The organism is Staphylococcus hsinchuensis, from assembly GCF_038789205.1.
In the GTDB taxonomy this organism is placed as follows: domain Bacteria; phylum Bacillota; class Bacilli; order Staphylococcales; family Staphylococcaceae; genus Staphylococcus; species Staphylococcus hsinchuensis.
On sequence record NZ_CP128355.1, the window covers coordinates 1,094,337 to 1,114,103 of the forward strand.

Below are 19,767 nucleotides of genomic sequence, written 5' to 3' on the forward strand. Positions count from 1 at the left end.
AATGGGTTTTTTATCAAAGATTGCAGATGGCAATAAAAGAGAAATAAAACGCCTTGGTAAGTTAGCCGACAAAGTCCTTGCCCTAGAAGAGGATATGTCGATTTTAAAAGATGAAGAAATTAGAGAAAAAACAAAAGCGTTGCAACAAAAAGTACAAGCAGAAGACGACGTAAAGAAACAAAATAAAATATTAGATGAAATATTACCAGAAGCATTTGCACTTGTTCGAGAAAGTTCAAAACGTGTGTATAACATGGTACCTTTCAGAGTACAAGTTATGGGTGGTATCGCTATTCAGAACGGTGACATTGCTGAAATGAGAACCGGTGAAGGTAAGACATTAACAGCGACGATGCCAACATATTTAAATGCACTTGCAGGTCGTGGTGTACACGTCATCACAGTCAACGAATATCTTGCAAGTAGTCAAAGTGAAGACATGGCACGCTTATACGAATTCCTAGGTTTATCAGTAGGTGTCAATTTAAATAGTAAGTCTACTAATGAGAAACGTGAAGCATATACACGTGATATCACTTACAGTACTAACAATGAACTTGGTTTTGATTACTTACGTGATAATATGGTGAACTATGCTGAAGAGCGTGTAATGAGACCATTACATTACGCAATCATTGACGAAGTTGACTCTATTTTAATTGACGAAGCCCGTACACCTTTAATTATTTCAGGTGAAGCAGAAAAATCGACTTCTTTATATACTCAAGCAAACGTCTTTGCAAAAATGCTTAAAAATGAAGAAGACTATAATTTAGATGAAAAGACGAAATCTGTACAATTAACAGAACAAGGTATCGATAAAGCTGAACGTATGTTTAAAATTGATAACCTTTATGACGTTAAAAATGTCGATATTATTACACATATCAATACGGCGTTACGTGCCCACGTGACACTTCAAAAAGATGTTGACTATATGGTGCATGAAGGTGAAGTACTTATCGTCGATCAATTTACAGGTCGTACTATGCCAGGTCGTCGTTTCTCAGAAGGGTTACACCAAGCGATAGAAGCTAAAGAAGGCGTTAAGATTCAAAACGAATCAAAAACGATGGCTTCTATTACATTCCAAAACTATTTCAGAATGTACAATAAACTTTCAGGAATGACAGGTACTGCTAAAACGGAAGAAGAAGAGTTTAGAAATATTTACAATATGACAGTAACTCAAATTCCGACAAATAGACCCGTACAACGTATCGATAAATCAGATATGATTTATGTTAGTCAAAAAGGTAAATTTGACGCTGTTGTGGACGAAGTTATTGAGAAACACAAACAAGGTCAACCGGTCTTACTTGGTACGGTTGCAGTTGAAACCAGTGAATATATTTCAAACCTTTTAAAGAAAAATGGTGTGAGACACAACGTACTTAACGCGAAGAACCATGAAAAAGAAGCGGATATCATCGCGGATGCTGGTCAACGTGGTGCAGTAACCATCGCGACAAACATGGCTGGTCGTGGTACGGATATTAAACTTGGTGAAGGCGTAGAAGAAATTGGCGGTCTTGCTGTTATAGGTACAGAACGACACGAATCTAGACGTATAGATGATCAGCTCCGTGGTCGTTCAGGACGTCAAGGTGACAAAGGTGATAGTAGATTCTATTTATCTTTACAAGATGAGTTGATGGTACGTTTCGGTTCAGAACGTCTACAAAGTATGATGAATCGTTTAGGTATGGACGATACGACGCCTATAGAATCTAAGATGGTATCACGTGCGGTTGAATCAGCACAAAAACGTGTTGAAGGTAACAACTTTGATGCACGTAAACGAGTACTTGAATATGATGACGTGTTACGTAAACAACGTGAAATCATTTATGGTGAACGTAATAATATTATAGACAGCGACTCAAGTAATGATCTAGTTGAATCAATGTTACGTTCAACGCTTCAACGCAGTATCTATTACTATATTAATGAAGACGAAGAAGATGCAAACTATGAACCATTTGTTAATTACGTTGAAGACGTATTCTTACATGAAGGTGAATTAAAACCATCTGAACTTAAAGGTAAAGATAATGAAGATGTGTTCGAATATGTATGGCCTAAAATTGAAACAGCATTGAAGAATCAAAAAGAAAAAATCGGCTCACAATTTGATGAGTTTGAACGTATGATTTTATTACGTTCTATTGATGATCATTGGACGGATCACATTGATACTATGGATCAGTTAAGACAAGGTATACACTTACGTTCATACGGACAACAAAATCCGCTTCGAGATTACCAAAACGAAGGTCACGAATTATTTGATACAATGATGCAAACAATCGAAGAGGACGTATCTAAATACATCTTGAAATCAGTTGTTTCTGTAGAAGAAGATGTTGAACGTGATAAATCTACTGACTTTGGTAAAGCTGAACATGTAACGAGCGGAGACGACTATGGAGAAGGTGAAGCTAAGGCAGAACCTTATGTTAAAGATGAGGATATTGGTAGAAATGATCCATGTCCTTGTGGCAGCGGTAAGAAATATAAAAATTGCCACGGTGCATAATTAATAAATTTTAAAAAGGGAGTGGGACAGAAATCGATTTTTTATAATGATTTCGTAGTCCCACCCCGGCAAGGATGACTAGGATTGAAAAAAGCTTGATATAAGTGCATTTTCAATTCAGACATCTACTGTCAAGTTGCCAAAGAGTCTGAGACACCTATTATGTCTCAGACTCTAAATTTTTATAATGATAGTGAATTAATAGAGCTATCGAGTGAAACATGCGTATTTTAGGGATGAAACTGAAACAACTCTACTTATTTCAAACTACGGACGTTCGAACAGTATGTAAAGTTGAAAGGTGTTCCTTAACTTTTGTAAAATAGTTGTATTCATTCAAAAACAAATTAAAATAAAAGTAAATCATTGTTTATTAAGAAAATAGGAGCGATGCACTATGGAATTATCAGAAATAAAAAGAAATATAGATAGCTATCAAGAGAAGTTAGAACAACTTAGGGGGTCTCTTTGACTTAGAAGAGAAAGAGACGAACATACAAGAATATGAAGAAATGATGACAGACCCAACATTTTGGGATGATCAAGACAAAGCTCAAGATATCATTGATAAAAACAATGCTTTAAAATCAGTCGTTAATGCTTATCGTAAACTAGAAGCGGATATAGAAGATATGACTACAACGAGAGAATTATTAGTTGAAGAAAATGACGAAGATATGAAAGATGATTTAGAAGAAACAGTGGTAGCTTTCAAAGATGAGCTAGACCAGTTTGAATTACAACTATTATTAGACGGCCCTTATGATGCAAACAATGCAATCATTGAATTACACCCAGGTGCAGGTGGGACGGAATCGCAAGATTGGACGAATATGTTACTTAGAATGTATCAACGTTACTGCGAACAAAGCGGATTTAAAGTTGAAATTGCTGACTATTTACCTGGGGATGAAGCTGGCGTAAAAAGCGTAACTTTCGTCGTTAAAGGACATAATGCTTACGGTTATTTGAAAGCTGAAAAAGGTGTTCACCGACTTGTGAGAATTTCCCCATTTGATTCTTCAGGGCGTCGTCATACTTCATTCGCATCATGTGACGTTATTCCAGAATTTAATAATTCGGAAATAGAAATTGAAGTGAATTCTGACGATATTACGGTAGATACTTTTAGAGCTTCTGGGGCAGGTGGACAACACATCAACAAAACAGAATCTGCAATAAGAATTACACACCATCCTACTGGTATCGTCGTAAATAACCAAAACGAAAGATCTCAAATTAAAAACAGAGAAGCCGCAATGAAAACTTTAAAATCAAAACTTTATCAATTAAAGCTTGAAGAGCAAGAACAAGAGATGGCTGAAATTCGTGGTGAACAAAAAGAGATTGGTTGGGGAAGCCAAATTAGATCTTATGTTTTCCATCCGTATGCAATGGTTAAAGACCATAGAACGAACGAAGAAACTGCGAAAGTTGATGCAGTAATGGATGGCGAAATTGGTCCGTTTATTGAAGCGTACTTACGTAGTCAAATGGATAATAACAATTAAGTTGAGTTAGCACATAACTGAACCGTAATTGTTTTTAATGAAAGTTTTACCTCTTATAGAAATTAAAATATTCTATAATTAAATTCGAAAGACATTTTGATTATTGAATGATAATATAAAAGCAAGTAAAATCACACTAAATAATTTAGGAGGCGATGTCATGGGCGTACATCAATACTTTAAGCGTTTATCCGATTTGGAAAAGTTAATTAGGTTGCCAGGTCAATTTAAATATTTCGAACATAACGTGGCTGCACATTCTTTTAAAGTCACGAAGATTGCACAATATTTAGGTACGGTTGAAGAATATCATGGCAATAAAGTTGATTGGAAAAGTTTATATGAAAAAGCGCTTAACCATGACTTTGCCGAAATATTTACCGGTGATATCAAAACACCTGTAAAATATGCGAGTGGCGAGTTAAAGAAGCTCTTCTCACAAGTTGAGGAAGAAATGGTCAATCATTTTATTAATGAAGAGATTCCAGAACCATATCAAGCCATTTATCGTGAACGTCTGCAAGAGGGAAAAGATGACTCTTTAGAAGGGCAAATACTATCAGTAGCCGACAAAATTGATTTATTATATGAAACATTTGGTGAAATACAAAAAAGAAATCCCGAACCTCTATTCTTTGAAATTTATGAGATGTCATTAGAAACGATTATGCAATTCGATCATTTGAGCTCTGTAAATGACTTCATTGAAAATATTATTCCGGAAATGCTTACTGAAAACTTTATCCCACGCTCAGAATTAAGAGAAACGACAATGGCCATCCTAAATAAAAGAAATGAGTGAGATGTATGATTTGGTATTTACTTGCTGCATTTTTCCCTTGTATTCTTGTAGTTTCTTTTAGTGTAGTTACAAGGAACAAATGGGTTGGAACGATTTTGGCGTTAATACTCATTGGCGTTTCAGTTGAAAAAGGATTTTTCCATAGTCAGTGGATTATCTTTATTGACGTAGTGTCATTATTAGCAGGATATTTAATTATCGACCAACTCGAGTTACACAAAAAAATGGACGATTAGTTAATATATAAGTGCGAAAGTTCATTATTTATTTAGCATATTACATCATAATAAGAAACAACTTAACGCGCATAAGACAAACATGGGAATAACTATGTTTGTTTTTTATTTTCTCAAAACCAATAACGAACAAATGTTTGTATTTGTAGTGGTAAATCTGTTAAAATGTTTATCGTGAACAATTAATATAAACGAAAAGTATAAGTAATTATAGAGGATTAATGTGGGATATCGCATAGGAACGTTAATGCGAAATTTTGTAGGAGGCGTGATCATTATGGAACATTATCCATTTAAATTAGAATCTAACTTTGAACCCCAAGGTGATCAACCTCAAGCGATTGATGAAATTGTTAAGGGTGTAGAAGAGGGGAAACGTCACCAAACATTACTCGGTGCCACAGGAACAGGTAAGACATTTACGATGAGTAATGTAATTAAACGCGTTGGAAAGCCAACTCTAATTATCGCTCATAATAAGACACTTGCAGGTCAGTTATATAGCGAGTTTAAAGAGTTCTTTCCTGAAAATCGTGTAGAGTACTTTGTGAGTTATTATGATTATTATCAACCAGAAGCATATGTACCTTCAACGGATACTTTCATAGAGAAAGATGCTTCTATTAATGACGAAATTGATCAATTGAGACACTCAGCGACAAGTGCACTGTTTGAACGTGACGATGTTATTATTATTGCTAGTGTCAGTTGTATATATGGTTTAGGTAATCCAGAAGAATATAAAGAATTAGTTGTAAGTGTTCGCGTCGGAATGGAAATGGATAGAAGTGAACTGTTAAGAAAGCTTGTCGATGTGCAATATACAAGAAATGACATTGACTTTAGACGTGGTACGTTCCGTGTACGTGGGGATGTTGTAGAAATCTTCCCGGCATCTCGTGAAGAAATGTGTATCCGAGTTGAGTTCTTCGGGGATGAAATTGATCGCATTAGAGAAGTGAACTACCTAACAGGGGAAGTATTGCGCGAACGAGATCACTTTGCTATCTTCCCAGCGTCTCACTTCGTAACACGTGATGAAAAGATGAAATTAGCAATTAAACGTATTGAAAATGAATTAGAAGAACGATTAACTGAATTACGTAACGAAAATAAATTACTTGAAGCACAACGTTTGGAGCAACGTACAAATTATGATCTTGAAATGATGCGAGAAATGGGATTTTGTTCAGGAATTGAAAATTATTCAGTACATTTAACTTTACGTCCAACAGGGTCTACGCCTTATACTTTACTTGATTATTTTGGTGATGATTGGTTAGTTATGATTGATGAATCTCACGTGACTTTACCTCAAATTAGAGGTATGTATAACGGTGACCGTGCACGTAAACAAGTCTTAGTAGATCACGGCTTCCGTTTACCAAGTGCTTTAGATAATAGACCATTGAAATTTGAAGAGTTTGAAGATAAGACGAATCAACTCGTATATGTTTCTGCTACACCTGGTCCGTATGAGTTAGAACATACTGATGAAATGGTTGAACAAATTATTCGTCCAACTGGATTATTAGATCCTAAGATTGATGTGCGACCTACAGAAAATCAAATCGATGACTTATTAAGTGAAATACAAACACGTATTGATCGTGATGAACGCGTGTTAGTGACTACACTCACTAAAAAAATGAGTGAAGATTTGACGACATATATGAAAGAAGCGGGCATCAAAGTCAATTATTTACACTCTGAAATAAAAACACTTGAACGTATTGAAATTATACGTGATTTAAGAATGGGCACATATGATGTTATCGTTGGTATTAACTTATTAAGAGAAGGTATAGATATTCCTGAAGTATCGTTAGTCGTCATCTTAGATGCTGATAAAGAAGGTTTCTTAAGATCAGAACGTTCTCTTGTACAAACGATTGGTCGTGCAGCGCGTAATAGTGGCGGGGAAGTTATCATGTATGGTGATAAAGTCACAGATTCTATGCAATATGCGATTGATGAAACGAATCGACGTCGTTCAATTCAAGAAGCATATAATGAAGAACATGGTATTACACCAATGACGATTAATAAGAAGATTCATGATGTGATTAGTGCTACAGTAGAGAGTGACGAGACAAACGAACAAGAGCAAACTGAATTACCTAAGAAAATGACGAAGAAAGAACGCGAAAAAACAATTGCAAATATAGAAAAAGAAATGAAGCAAGCAGCAAAAGATTTAGATTTCGAAAAGGCAACAGAGCTTAGAGATATGTTATTTGAATTAAAAGCAGAAGGGTGAAAAATATGAAACAACCATCCATTGTAGTTAAAGGAGCACGTGCTCATAATTTAAAAAATGTTGATATCGAAATACCGAAGAACAAAATGATTGTCATGACTGGTCTTTCAGGGTCAGGTAAATCTTCATTAGCATTCGATACGATTTACGCTGAAGGGCAACGTAGATATGTTGAATCTTTAAGTGCATATGCACGTCAATTTCTAGGACAAATGGACAAACCAGATGTAGATACTATAGAAGGTTTGTCACCAGCGATTTCAATCGATCAGAAAACGACAAGCAAAAACCCAAGATCGACGGTTGCCACAGTCACAGAGATTTATGATTATATACGTTTATTATATGCGCGTGTAGGTAAACCTATATGTCCCAATCACGGTATTGAAATCGAATCGCAAACAGTTCAACAAATGGTAGATCGTGTCTTACAATTAGAAGAACGTAGTAAGATTCAACTCTTAGCTCCTGTAGTGTCACATCGTAAAGGTTCACATGAGAAATTATTAGATGACATTAGTAAAAAAGGTTATGTGCGTGTAAGAGTTGATGGTGAAATAACAGACGTCAATGAAGTACCTGATTTAAATAAAAATAAAAATCATACGATAGAAGTTGTAGTAGATAGACTTGTAGTTAAAGATGGCATTGAAACACGTCTTGCCGACTCGATTGAAACTGGACTTAACCTAGCTGATGGCAACCTCATAGTTGATGTAATTGGAGATGAAGAGCTTAAATTCTCAGAAAATCATGCCTGTCCAATTTGTGGTTTCTCTATTGGTGAGTTAGAGCCGCGTATGTTTAGTTTCAACAGCCCGTTTGGAGCTTGTCCAACTTGTGATGGTTTAGGACAAAAACTAAAAGTAGATTTAGATTTAGTCGTTCCAGACAAAAATAAGACGTTAGATGAAGGTGCAATCGTACCGTGGGAACCTACAAGTTCTGATTTCTATCCAACTTTATTAAAACGAGTTTGTGAAGTTTATAAGATTAAAATGGACAAACCGTTTAAAAAGTTAACTGACCGCCAAAAAAATATTATTTTGTACGGTTCAAACGGTAAAGAAATTGAATTTACATTTAAACAACGTAACGGTACAACTCGCAAAAGAACGATGGAATTCGAAGGTGTAGTAAATAACATTAGTCGTCGTTATCATGAGTCGCCTTCTGAATTAGTAAGAGAAATGATGAGTAAATATATGACACAGTTACCATGTGAAACGTGTCATGGTAAACGCTTGAGTCGTGAAGCTTTATCAGTTTATGTTGCAGGTTATAATATCGGTGAAATTGTAGAGAATTCAATTAAAGATGCATTACACCAATACAAACATATTGAGCTGAAAGAACAAGATCGTAAAATCGCGACACAAATTTTAAATGAAATTATCGCACGTCTTGAGTTTTTAAATAACGTAGGTCTCGATTACTTAACACTTAATCGTGCTTCAGGTTCATTATCTGGTGGTGAAGCACAACGTATTAGACTGGCAACACAAATTGGTTCAAGATTGTCCGGTGTACTATACGTGTTAGATGAGCCTTCTATCGGGTTGCATCAACGAGACAATGACCGACTCATTAATACGTTGAAAGAGATGCGTGATTTAGGAAATACGCTTATTGTCGTTGAACACGATGACGATACGATGCGTGCAGCTGATTATTTAGTCGATGTCGGCCCAGGCGCAGGCGATCACGGTGGTGAAATCGTTGCGAGTGGTACGCCGAAACAAGTCATGCAAAATAAACAATCTCTTACAGGTCAATATTTAAGCGGTAAAAAACGCATCGAATTACCCGAAGCACGTCGTCCATTAACTGACAGACAAATTCAAATCAGAGGTGCTAAAAGTAATAACCTTAAAAATATTGATGTTGACTTCCCGCTTTCAACAATGACTGTAGTTACAGGTGTCTCAGGCTCTGGTAAGAGTACTTTAGTAAATGAAATATTATATAAGTCATTAGCTAAAGCTATTAATAAATCGAAAGTTAAGCCAGGGGATTGTGATGAAATCAAAGGCATAGATCAAATTGAGCGTATTATTGATATTGATCAGTCTCCAATCGGTCGTACACCACGTTCAAACCCTGCGACTTATACTGGCGTTTTTGACAATATTAGAGATATCTTCGCTCAAACAAACGAAGCGAAAGTGAGAGGTTATTCAAAAGGACGTTTCAGCTTTAACGTTAAAGGCGGACGTTGTGAAGCATGTAAAGGTGACGGTATTATTAAAATTGAAATGCACTTTTTACCAGATGTGTATGTACCATGTGAAGTGTGTGGCGGCTCACGTTATAACCGTGAAACATTAGAGGTTACTTATAAAGGTAAGAGTATCGCTGATGTGTTAGCAATGACTGCTGAAGATGCAACGCATTTCTTTGAAAATGTTCCGAAAATTCATCGTAAACTACAAACACTCGTTGATGTTGGTTTAGGTTATGTGACATTAGGTCAACCTGCGACCACACTTTCTGGTGGTGAAGCACAACGTGTGAAACTCGCTTCGGAATTACACAAACGTTCAACAGGTAACTCAATTTATATACTTGATGAACCAACAACAGGTCTGCATGTGGATGATATTAGTAGATTATTAAAGGTGCTAAATAAACTCGTTGAAAATGGTGATACTGTAGTCATCATCGAACATAATTTAGACGTAATTAAAATGGCAGATCATATTATAGACTTAGGACCTGAAGGTGGCGATGGTGGAGGAACGCTTGTTGCCACTGGAACGCCTGAAGCTATAGCAGATGTTCCTCATAGTTATACAGGACAATATTTAAAGCTAGTATTAGAACGTGATAAATAGAATAGAAAATAAGTATTTCCTAGGTAATAAAAAATAATGATTTCTATCGAATGTGATGGAAATCATTATTTTTTTGTGAGAAATGATGCTTCTTTAAAATAACTATGTCATATTTAATACTTGAACCCTTTAGTATAGGGAGGAGCACCTTAGCTTTAAAAATTGGAATATAGGTTATAATAAATATAATTGTGCATATAACTCCGGCTCTGATACACTTTTTAATATGGATTATTAGCGCTTTTTGATATGATGAAAGCAAGTAGTTTTGAAAGGGAATTATAAATAGAGGTGAACCTATGTTAACAACAAAGAGCTTGATCGAACGGTTTGAGTTAAGACTCGTAACTGGTGAATCAGGATTAAATAAAACAATTAAAAATACTGATATTTCAAGACCTGGTTTGGAAATGGCTGGTTATTTCTCGCATTATGCATCTGACCGTATTCAATTATTAGGTACAACGGAATTATCATTTTATAATTTATTACCTGATGAGGAACGAAAAGGGCGTATGAGAAAGTTATGTCGTCCAGAAACCCCTGCCATTATTGTAACGCGAGATTTAGAGCCACCAACAGAACTCATTAAAGCTGCCGAGGAAAACAATACGCCTTTATTTGAGTCTTCTGCTGCAACGACGCAACTGATGAGTCGATTGACGACGTTTTTAGAACATAACTTAGCCCGTACAACATCGCTTCATGGTGTACTTGTGGATGTTTATGGTGTAGGCGTCTTGATTACGGGTGACTCTGGTATCGGTAAAAGTGAAACAGCACTCGAACTTGTTAAAAGAGGGCATCGTCTTGTTGCAGATGATAATGTTGAAATAAGTGAAATTAGTAAAGATGAATTAATAGGTAAACCACCTAAACTGATTGAACATTTATTAGAAATTAGAGGATTAGGCATTATTAATGTTATGACGTTATTTGGTGCTGGCTCTATATTGACTGAAAAACGATTACGATTGAATATACATTTAGAAAATTGGCACGAAGGTAAATTATATGATCGTGTTGGTTTAGATGAAGAGAAATTACGTATTTTAGATAATAAAATCACGAAAAAGACAATCCCAGTGAGACCAGGACGTAATGTAGCAGTGATTATTGAGGTAGCTGCCATGAATTACCGATTAAATATTATGGGTATTAATACTGCAGAAGAATTTAACGATCGGTTAAATGCTGAAATCTTACGAAATGGAAATCACAATAAGGAGAACTAACAAATGATTTTAAATTATATTGATCCAGTTGCGATTCAACTCGGTCCAATTTCAGTACGTTGGTACGGCATTATTATCGGAATTGGTATTCTCATAGGGTATTTCATCGCACAATCGAGCTTAGTCCGTTTAGGTCATGACAAAGAGAAATTAGTCGATATTATCTTTTGGAGTGCGTTCTTTGGATTTATTGTAGCGCGTATTTATTTCGTTATCTTCCAATGGCCATACTACATGCAACATCCGATTGAAATTCCGATGATTTGGCGCGGCGGTATAGCGATACATGGCGGTTTAATTGGTGGCTTTATTACAGGTGTAATCATGTGTAAGAAAAAGAATTTAAACCCATTACAAATTGGTGATGTCATTGCACCAAGTTTAATTCTAGGTCAAGGTATAGGGAGATGGGGGAACTTTATGAACCACGAAGCACATGGTGGTGAAGTTTCTAAACACGTATTAGAAAATATGCATCTTCCGAATTTCATCATTAAGAATATGTACATAGATGGACATTATTACCAACCAACATTTTTATATGAATCCATTTGGGATTTTTGTGGATTTGTCATATTATTATTTATCAGAAAGCACTTACGTGTTGGAGATACGATTTGTTTATATCTTATATGGTATTCATTAGGCAGATTTTTCGTAGAAGGCTTACGAACTGATAGTCTTATGCTATTTGGACAAATCAGAATAGCCCAATTAATGTCTATTATTTTAATCATCATAGGTATTACTGTCATCGTTCTTCGTAGAGTTAGATATAAAGCACCGCGTTATAAAGATGCAGGCGCTTTAACTTGGCCTGAAAAAGGACTGTAATAAGGAGTAACGAGATGAGAAACTTAAAAAAGATAGTTGTTAAGACTAAAAACCCGCTCTGGCATATGTACCAATATGTTAACGGGTTAAAAGTTTTTAAAAATACATTTATTGTCGAGTTATGTAGATATTTACCCGATGTACGAATAAAGCATTGGTTATATCGCCACGTTTTAAACATGAAGGTAGGTCAACATTCAGCCTTTGCATATAAAGTTGTACCTGATATACTAAATCCCAGTCTCATACACGTTGGAGAAAATTGTGTTATAGGTTATAATACAACAATATTAACGCATGAATTTTTAGTGGATGAATATCGCACAGGTGAAGTGTATATTGGTGACAATACTTTAATCGGTGCCAATGTGACGATATTGCCTGGTGTTACAATAGGTTCTAATGTGAAAGTAGGCGCCGGCACAGTTGTTTCAAAGAGTATTCCTGATTCAGCATTTGCATATGGCAATCCCATGCAAATTAAGTAATAGAGGAGGTGAGCATGGATGGCACGCAATAACAATATTATACCTATGACGTTAGACAGTCAGTTTTATAAAAAAATGGGTGAACAAAAGTTTTCGCAACAAAACTATAAAAAAGCAGCTGAGTATTATGCCAAAGTGCTTGATATGTCACCTCAAGATTTTGATATTAAAGTTAAATATGCTGAGTCTCTGACCCACATAGGCATGAGTAACCAAGCTGAGCATTTATTCTATGAAAATATCGCGGCTGGAACGATGATTCCTGAAAGTTATTACCAATTAAGTCAGTTAAATATTACGCTTAATGATCCGAATAAATCTTTTTTATTTGGTATGAATTACGTCATATTGACGGATGATGAAGATTATAAAACTGAACTTGAAGAGATGTTTGAGGTCTCATATTCATCTAACAACGATATTAAAATAGAAAGTCAGTTATTTGTCGCGCAGGTTATCTTCCAATTTTTATTTTCACAAGGGCGTTTGGAAGAAGCGCAAAATTATATTTTACGCCAAGATGCTTCAATACAAGATCATCGTATCGTACGTAACTTATTGGCGATGTGTTATTTATATTTAAATGATTTTGATAGTGCGAAAGTCATGTTCGAAAGGTTATTATCCGAAGACAGTACAGATGTCTATGCATTGTGTCATTATACTTTATTACTTTATAACACGAATGATACTGAAAAATATGAGCGTTATTTAAAAATTTTAAACAAAGTGATGCCGATGAATGACGATGAATCGTTTAAATTAGGTATTGTACTTTGTTATTTGAAACAATACGAAGCTTCTCAAAAGATACTGCAACCGCTTTATAAAAAAGGCAAGTTCCTTTCATTACAAATGTATAATGCATTGAGCTTTAATCATTATCATTTAAACCATATAGAAGAAAGTAAATTCTTCTGGAACAAATTACAAGAAATTGCTAAAGTTAATGTCGGTTATGCACCTTGGGTGATTGATGAAAGTAAAGCTATTTTTGAGAGTAGAATTTTACCTTTATTGCACAGTGACGATAGCCATTACAGATTGTATGGTATATTTCTATTAAACCAATTAAAAGGTAAAGAAGTGTTTATGACCGAAGATATCTGGTCGGTATTGGAAACGATGAATGATTATGAAAAGCTTTATTTAACTTATTTGATTCAAGATTTAAAGTTAAATAAGCTAGATTTTATCCACCGAGGAATGGTCAAACTTTATGAGGTTGATTCATTAACGCATGATTCGTTATTATTTGTCACGTGGATTGATCAAGCAGAAGCAGTGATTGCAGAGAAGCTGGATTTGAGCTCTGTAGATGCTTATGTTGCTGCGTTCGTATATAATTATTATCGCAATAATGAGCACAAAGTGACGAAGCGACAAGTTGAAGAATGGTTTGATATTTCACAATACCGTTTGAATAAAATGATAGATGTATTGTTGAGCATATAGGTTTATAATGTGTTGATTATCATATATAATTCGCATATTGATTTAGAAAACAGGAGGCTATTAAAATGACTGAACAAGTGGATTTTGATGTGGCTATTATTGGTGCTGGACCTGCTGGTATGACGGCAGCAGTTTATGCATCACGTGCAAATTTAAGTACAGTTATGATCGAACGTGGTATGCCAGGCGGACAAATGGCCAATACCGAAGAGGTTGAAAACTTTCCTGGCTTTGAAATGATAACAGGACCTGACCTTTCAACTAAGATGTTTGAACATGCTAAAAAGTTCGGTGCAAAGTATCAATACGGAGATATCAAGTCTATCGAAGATAAAGTTGATTACAAAGTCATTGATTTAGGGAACAACGAAATTACTGCACGTGCAGTAATTATTTCAACTGGTGCTGAATATAAAAAAATCGGTGTACCTGGTGAAGAAGAACTTGGTGGCCGTGGCGTAAGTTATTGTGCAGTGTGCGATGGTGCATTCTTTAAAGGGAAAAAGCTATTCGTCATTGGCGGCGGTGATTCTGCTGTCGAAGAAGGTACTTTCTTAACGAAATTCGCAGATAGCGTAACAATTGTTCACCGTAGAGATGAATTACGTGCCCAAAGCATTTTACAAGAAAGAGCGTTTAAAAATGACAAGATTGATTTTATTTGGAGCCACACATTGAAAACAATCAATGAAAAAGATGGTAAAGTAGGCTCAGTAACGCTTGAATCAACGAAAGATGGTTCAGAACAACAATTAGATGCTGACGGTGTTTTCGTCTACATTGGAATGAAACCATTAACAGCGCCATTTACAGATTTAGGCATCACAAATGACGTTGGGTATATCGAAACACATGATGATATGAGCACGAAAGTGCCTGGTATTTATGCTGCAGGAGATGTGCGCGACAAAGGGTTACGTCAAATTGTAACAGCTACGGGCGACGGTAGTATTGCAGCGCAAAGTGCAATTGCATATATCGAACAGTTGAAAGAAAAATTAGAAGTATAAAGTAAATTTAAGCATCTCTTATTTTAAGTACAGATTATGATAAATTGCTTATATTAGCTTGTTTATAAGATCATTAGTGAAAAGGCTAGTTCATTCATCTATGAAGTGACTAGTCTTTTTATTTTGATGTTACGACTACTATAGTCACAGATTTTAATGTAAAATATAATATGATAGCATGTATCATGTACAAATATATTAACGACTTAGACTTTCAATAGAGCACGAGACGATTTGTTCTAGTTAAAAATAACTATGGATGGTGTGGGAAAATGCAACGAGAAGAAAAAGAAATAGTAAAAAGCGAATTATTGGTTGTTACTGGATTATCAGGAGCAGGAAAATCAGTAGTCATTCAAAGTTTAGAAGACATTGGTTATTTTTGCGTAGATAATTTACCTCCAATCTTATTGGGAAAATTTGTAGATTTAATGGATCAAGGTAATCCATCTTTACAAAAGGTAGCGATTGCTATTGATTTACGTGGTAAGGAATTATTTGAAGCGTTAATTCAAGAAATTGATCAAATTAAGAGTAATACAGACGTTATTGTAGACATTATGTTTCTTGAAGCTACAAATAATAAGCTTATTTCTCGTTATAAGGAAACACGAAGAGCACATCCATTAACTTATAATGGTCAACGTTCATTAATTGATGCAATTGAAGAAGAGCGCAGTTTATTGAGTGAAATTAAAAGTCTTGCGAATTACACAATAGATACTTCACATATGAAACCTAAAGCGCTACGTAATCAGATACGTGACTATTTTAACGATAGTGATTTCCAAACATTTAATATCAATGTCATCAGTTTCGGTTTTAAACATGGCATTCAAATAGATGCAGACTTGGTATTCGACGTAAGATTTTTACCAAATCCGCACTACGTTGATGAATTAAGGCCATTAACTGGTGAAGACGAAGCGGTATACAAATATGTGATGAAATGGAAAGAAACGAATATATTTTATGAAAAGTTAATGGACTTGTTGAAATTTATGGTTCCGGGTTATAAGAAGGAAGGTAAATCACAACTTGTCATAGCAATTGGATGTACAGGTGGACAACATAGATCAGTTGCCTTAGCGAAACGCATTGGGGCAGAACTACAAGAGAGCTTTGATTATAATGTTTATGTTCATCATCGTGATGCACATATAGAAAGTGGCGTGAAATAATACTATGAGAAGAATCAAACTTGTCCTCATCGGTGGAGGTACAGGTTTATCCGTTTTAGCAAGAGGTTTAAAGGATTATCAAATTGATATTACGACGATTGTAACTGTTTCAGACGATGGTGGTAGTACAGGTAAGATAAGAAATGAAATGGATATACCAGCACCAGGGGATATACGAAATGTAATTTCTGCATTAAGTGAAACTGAATCGACATTGGAACAATTATTCCAATATCGCTTTAAAGAAAATCAAATTGAAGGGCATTCATTAGGAAATTTATTAATTGCGGCTCTGACAAATATTACTGATGACTTTGGTCATGCGGTGAAAGAGCTAAGCGAAATACTTAACATTAAAGGACGCGTCATACCATCTACAAACGCGAGTGTACGTTTAAATGCTGTCATGGAAGATGGTGAGGTCATTTATGGAGAGTCTGAAATTCCTAAACGAAATAAACGTATAAAAAATGTCTTTTTAGAACCCGAAGATGTTGAACCTATGGAAGAAGCCGTACAGGCTTTAGAAAATGCCGACCTCATAGTTATGGGGCCAGGCTCATTATATACAAGTGTGATTTCAAATCTTTGTGTCAAAGGTATTTCAGAAGCATTATTAAAATGTGATGCCCCTAAATTGTATGTGTCTAATGTTATGACACAACCAGGTGAAACAAATGGCTATACTGTATTAGATCACGTCAACGCAATTCATAATCAAATTGGTGAAAAATGTATTGATTATGCACTTTGTGGTTCACAAACATATAATAACGATGTACTTGAACGTTATAAAAAAGATAATGCTGCACCTGTTAAAAACGATTCAGAAGCTATGAAACGACTTGGTATTAAGGTTTTTACACATCCAGATTTAATTGAAATTTCATCGGAAATTTATGTAAGACATAATACCGAAGTGTTGGCGAAGATGATTTATGAAATTGCGTTAAGAGAAACATCAACAATCCAATTCAAGAGAAATACAGATGAATAAATCTAAGCACTCAGCTTAGTAAAGAAGGGCCTGATGATACGATGAGCTTTGCGTCTGATATGAAAAATGAGCTGACGAGAATCGAAGTAGATGAAATCAATGCTAAAGCAGAGCTCAGTGCACTTATCCGAATGAATGGTGCACTCAGTTTATCCAACCAACAATTTATCATTAATGTTCAAACTGAAAATGCCACGACAGCACGTAGAATTTATTCATTAATTAAAAAGGTATTTAAAGTTGAAGTTGAACTACTTGTAAGAAAGAAAATGAAATTAAAAAAGAACAATATTTATATCTGTCGCATAAAAGCTCGCGCACGTGAAATACTAAATGATTTAGGCATTTTAAAGAATGGTATATTCACGCATGAGATTGATGAAGCGATGATTCAAGATGATGAAATGAGACGAAGTTATCTACGAGGTGCTTTTTTAGCAGGTGGTTCAGTCAACAACCCTGAAACATCTTCGTATCATTTAGAGATTTTCTCATTATATGAAGATCATTCAGAAGGTTTAACGCAATTGATGAATAGTTATGGATTGAATGCTAAACATTTAGAACGTAAGAAGGGCAGTATTGCCTATTTAAAAGAAGCTGAAAAAATTTCTGATTTCTTAAGTTTAATCGGTGGTTATCAAGCGTTATTGAAATTTGAAGACGTGCGTATTGTTCGTGATATGAGAAATTCAGTTAATCGTTTAGTTAATTGCGAAACTGCAAACTTAAACAAAACAGTAAGTGCTGCTATGAAACAAGTTGAAAGCATTTTACTGATTGATCAAGAAATTGGTTTAGATAACTTACCTGATAGATTGAGAGAAATTGCGAAGTTAAGAGTTGAACATCAAGACGTTTCATTAAAAGAGTTAGGTGAAATGATGTCTACCGGAAAGATTTCGAAATCTGGGGTAAACCATCGTTTAAGAAAGTTAAACGAAATGGCAGATAAACTCCGCAGTGGTGAAATTATTGAATTATAAGTTTGACAATAATGTAATAATTGTGAAAGAGTAAAGACGGTACGTTGAGTTAAAACGTACCGTCTTTTTTTACATATTTATTCCCAAGATGAAAGGATCATGATGAATGCTTATTTTACTATTAGTTGTATTAATTGTTTCATTAATTGAAGCACTGTATGTAATGAAAAAATGTGTTGACCTCAAAAAGCAAAATGCGCCAGACAGTGAATATAAAAAATTAATCAACAACATATCACCGGTTTTCACCATTACAACTGCTATTTCAATCATCATATTAATCATTTCTTATTTTGTGATTTAGTCATAAAGTCAAATTATCATAAAAAACCCCCCTCGAAGGGAATCGAACCCCTATTCTAAGAACCGGAATCTTATGTGTTATCCATTACACTACGAGGGGATAAAAGGACATTAGTAATAGTGTACAAATGATCATTTTGTCGGTCAATGGAAATATAAAAAACTTTTAAATCTGGGAGTTATATTTTTTGACCATATTTGACTTTTAGGTTAAAATGTATTTATCAGTTAGAATTAAGGAGGCAGTAATAATGAATTTAATACCTACAGTAATTGAAACAACAAACCGTGGGGAACGTGCTTATGATATTTACTCACGTTTATTAAAAGACCGTATCATCATGTTAGGTTCACAAATTGATGATAACGTAGCAAACTCAATTGTATCACAATTATTATTCTTACAAGCTCAAGATGCTGAAAAAGATATTTATCTTTATATAAATTCACCAGGTGGTAGCGTAACTGCTGGTTTCGCTATTTACGATACAATCCAACACATCAAACCAGATGTACAAACAATTTGTATCGGCATGGCAGCGTCTATGGGATCATTCCTACTTTCAGCAGGTGCGAAAGGTAAACGTTTTGCATTACCAAATGCTGAAGTAATGATTCACCAACCATTAGGTGGCGCACAAGGACAAGCAACAGAAATCGAAATTGCTGCTAACCACATCTTAAAAACACGTGCTAAATTAAACAAAATTTTAGCAGAACGTACAGGTCAATCAATAGAAAAAATTGAAAAAGATACAGACCGTGACAACTTCTTATCTGCTGAAGAAGCAAAAGAATACGGCTTAGTAGACCATGTTATGGAACCTGAAGCATAATTAGTGAAATAAAAAGCCTGAGACATACATTGTCTCAGGTTTTTTATATTGTCGTTTTATTTACTTTTACTATTGGAAAATTTATTATCGTAAATTAACTTTCCTCCAAAGGCTACGATGATTAATCCAACTATAATGAAGATTATAGAAACAATGCTCATCGCAATCGTTTTATCAAAAGACAATATACCATTTGCAAGTAGTAACAAGCCTACAATTAATAATAATATGTGCGTGAGTGCATCATATTTCATCATTTA

The 19,767-nt window shown here is 35.0% G+C and carries 17 protein-coding genes and 1 tRNA gene; 16 read left to right on the top strand and 2 right to left on the bottom strand.

Annotation, left to right across the window (positions count from 1 at the left end; translation table 11 throughout):
* The first annotated feature begins 1 nt into the window (after nucleotide 1).
* From secA to QQM35_RS05495, 15 genes are all read left to right on the top strand, one after another.
* Nucleotides 2-2,539, top strand: coding sequence for a preprotein translocase subunit SecA (gene secA, locus QQM35_RS05425; RefSeq protein ID WP_342610578.1), 2,538 nt, complete (start codon nucleotides 2-4; stop codon nucleotides 2,537-2,539).
* Between the two features lie 397 nt (nucleotides 2,540-2,936).
* A protein-coding gene (prfB, locus tag QQM35_RS05430; protein ID WP_251519183.1) for a peptide chain release factor 2 occupies nucleotides 2,937-4,050 on the top strand; the annotation gives its coding sequence in 2 pieces (ribosomal slippage) (nucleotides 2,937-3,008 and nucleotides 3,010-4,050; 1,113 coding nt in all).
* Nucleotides 4,051-4,210: 160 nt separating this feature from the next.
* Complete coding sequence (locus QQM35_RS05435) at nucleotides 4,211-4,852, top strand: YfbR-like 5'-deoxynucleotidase (RefSeq protein WP_251519210.1); 642 nt, start codon at nucleotides 4,211-4,213, stop codon at nucleotides 4,850-4,852.
* Nucleotides 4,853-4,857: 5 nt separating this feature from the next.
* Complete coding sequence (locus tag QQM35_RS05440) at nucleotides 4,858-5,088, top strand: CsbA family protein (protein WP_251943273.1); 231 nt, start codon at nucleotides 4,858-4,860, stop codon at nucleotides 5,086-5,088.
* A 274-nt stretch (nucleotides 5,089-5,362) separates the two neighbouring features.
* The gene (uvrB, locus tag QQM35_RS05445; RefSeq protein ID WP_251519532.1) at nucleotides 5,363-7,348 is read left to right on the top strand and encodes an excinuclease ABC subunit UvrB; all 1,986 of its coding nucleotides are present in this window, start codon (nucleotides 5,363-5,365) and stop codon (nucleotides 7,346-7,348) included.
* Between the two features lie 5 nt (nucleotides 7,349-7,353).
* On the top strand, nucleotides 7,354-10,182 hold the full coding sequence (gene uvrA / locus QQM35_RS05450) for an excinuclease ABC subunit UvrA (RefSeq protein WP_251519215.1): 2,829 nt from the start codon (nucleotides 7,354-7,356) through the stop codon (nucleotides 10,180-10,182).
* Between the two features lie 299 nt (nucleotides 10,183-10,481).
* A complete protein-coding gene (gene hprK, locus QQM35_RS05455) occupies nucleotides 10,482-11,417 on the top strand; it encodes an HPr(Ser) kinase/phosphatase (protein WP_251519217.1) in 936 nt (311 codons plus the stop codon).
* Between the two features lie 3 nt (nucleotides 11,418-11,420).
* Nucleotides 11,421-12,251 (top strand): prolipoprotein diacylglyceryl transferase, encoded by an 831-nt coding sequence (lgt, locus tag QQM35_RS05460; protein ID WP_251519219.1) that lies wholly within the window; start codon nucleotides 11,421-11,423, stop codon nucleotides 12,249-12,251.
* Nucleotides 12,252-12,265: 14 nt separating this feature from the next.
* Nucleotides 12,266-12,739, top strand: a complete 474-nt coding sequence (locus QQM35_RS05465; RefSeq protein WP_251519221.1) for an acyltransferase — start codon at nucleotides 12,266-12,268, stop codon at nucleotides 12,737-12,739.
* Nucleotides 12,740-12,757: 18 nt separating this feature from the next.
* The gene (locus QQM35_RS05470) at nucleotides 12,758-14,194 is read left to right on the top strand and encodes a tetratricopeptide repeat protein (protein ID WP_251519223.1); all 1,437 of its coding nucleotides are present in this window, start codon (nucleotides 12,758-12,760) and stop codon (nucleotides 14,192-14,194) included.
* Nucleotides 14,195-14,259: 65 nt separating this feature from the next.
* The gene (trxB, locus tag QQM35_RS05475) at nucleotides 14,260-15,204 is read left to right on the top strand and encodes a thioredoxin-disulfide reductase (RefSeq protein ID WP_251519225.1); all 945 of its coding nucleotides are present in this window, start codon (nucleotides 14,260-14,262) and stop codon (nucleotides 15,202-15,204) included.
* Between the two features lie 272 nt (nucleotides 15,205-15,476).
* Complete coding sequence (gene rapZ, locus QQM35_RS05480; protein ID WP_251519226.1) at nucleotides 15,477-16,385, top strand: RNase adapter RapZ; 909 nt, start codon at nucleotides 15,477-15,479, stop codon at nucleotides 16,383-16,385.
* Between the two features lie 4 nt (nucleotides 16,386-16,389).
* Nucleotides 16,390-17,382, top strand: coding sequence for a gluconeogenesis factor YvcK family protein (locus tag QQM35_RS05485; RefSeq protein ID WP_251519227.1), 993 nt, complete (start codon nucleotides 16,390-16,392; stop codon nucleotides 17,380-17,382).
* Between the two features lie 41 nt (nucleotides 17,383-17,423).
* Entirely contained in the window at nucleotides 17,424-18,368 is a 945-nt protein-coding gene (gene whiA / locus QQM35_RS05490) for a DNA-binding protein WhiA (RefSeq protein WP_251519228.1), read from the top strand.
* Nucleotides 18,369-18,474: 106 nt separating this feature from the next.
* Nucleotides 18,475-18,672, top strand: coding sequence for a hypothetical protein (locus QQM35_RS05495; protein ID WP_342610215.1), 198 nt, complete (start codon nucleotides 18,475-18,477; stop codon nucleotides 18,670-18,672).
* Between the two features lie 27 nt (nucleotides 18,673-18,699).
* On the opposite strand, the gene QQM35_RS05500 is transcribed toward QQM35_RS05495, so the two are convergent.
* Nucleotides 18,700-18,771 (bottom strand) — tRNA-Arg (locus QQM35_RS05500).
* A 151-nt stretch (nucleotides 18,772-18,922) separates the two neighbouring features.
* On the opposite strand from QQM35_RS05500, the gene clpP reads away from it, so the two are divergent.
* Nucleotides 18,923-19,507, top strand: a complete 585-nt coding sequence (clpP, locus tag QQM35_RS05505; protein WP_251519229.1) for an ATP-dependent Clp endopeptidase proteolytic subunit ClpP — start codon at nucleotides 18,923-18,925, stop codon at nucleotides 19,505-19,507.
* A gap of 56 nt (nucleotides 19,508-19,563) precedes the next feature.
* Here the strand turns inward: clpP and QQM35_RS05510 are convergent, their stop codons facing one another.
* Complete coding sequence (locus tag QQM35_RS05510; RefSeq protein WP_251519230.1) at nucleotides 19,564-19,764, bottom strand: hypothetical protein; 201 nt, start codon at nucleotides 19,762-19,764, stop codon at nucleotides 19,564-19,566.
* Nucleotides 19,765-19,767 lie beyond the last annotated feature (3 nt).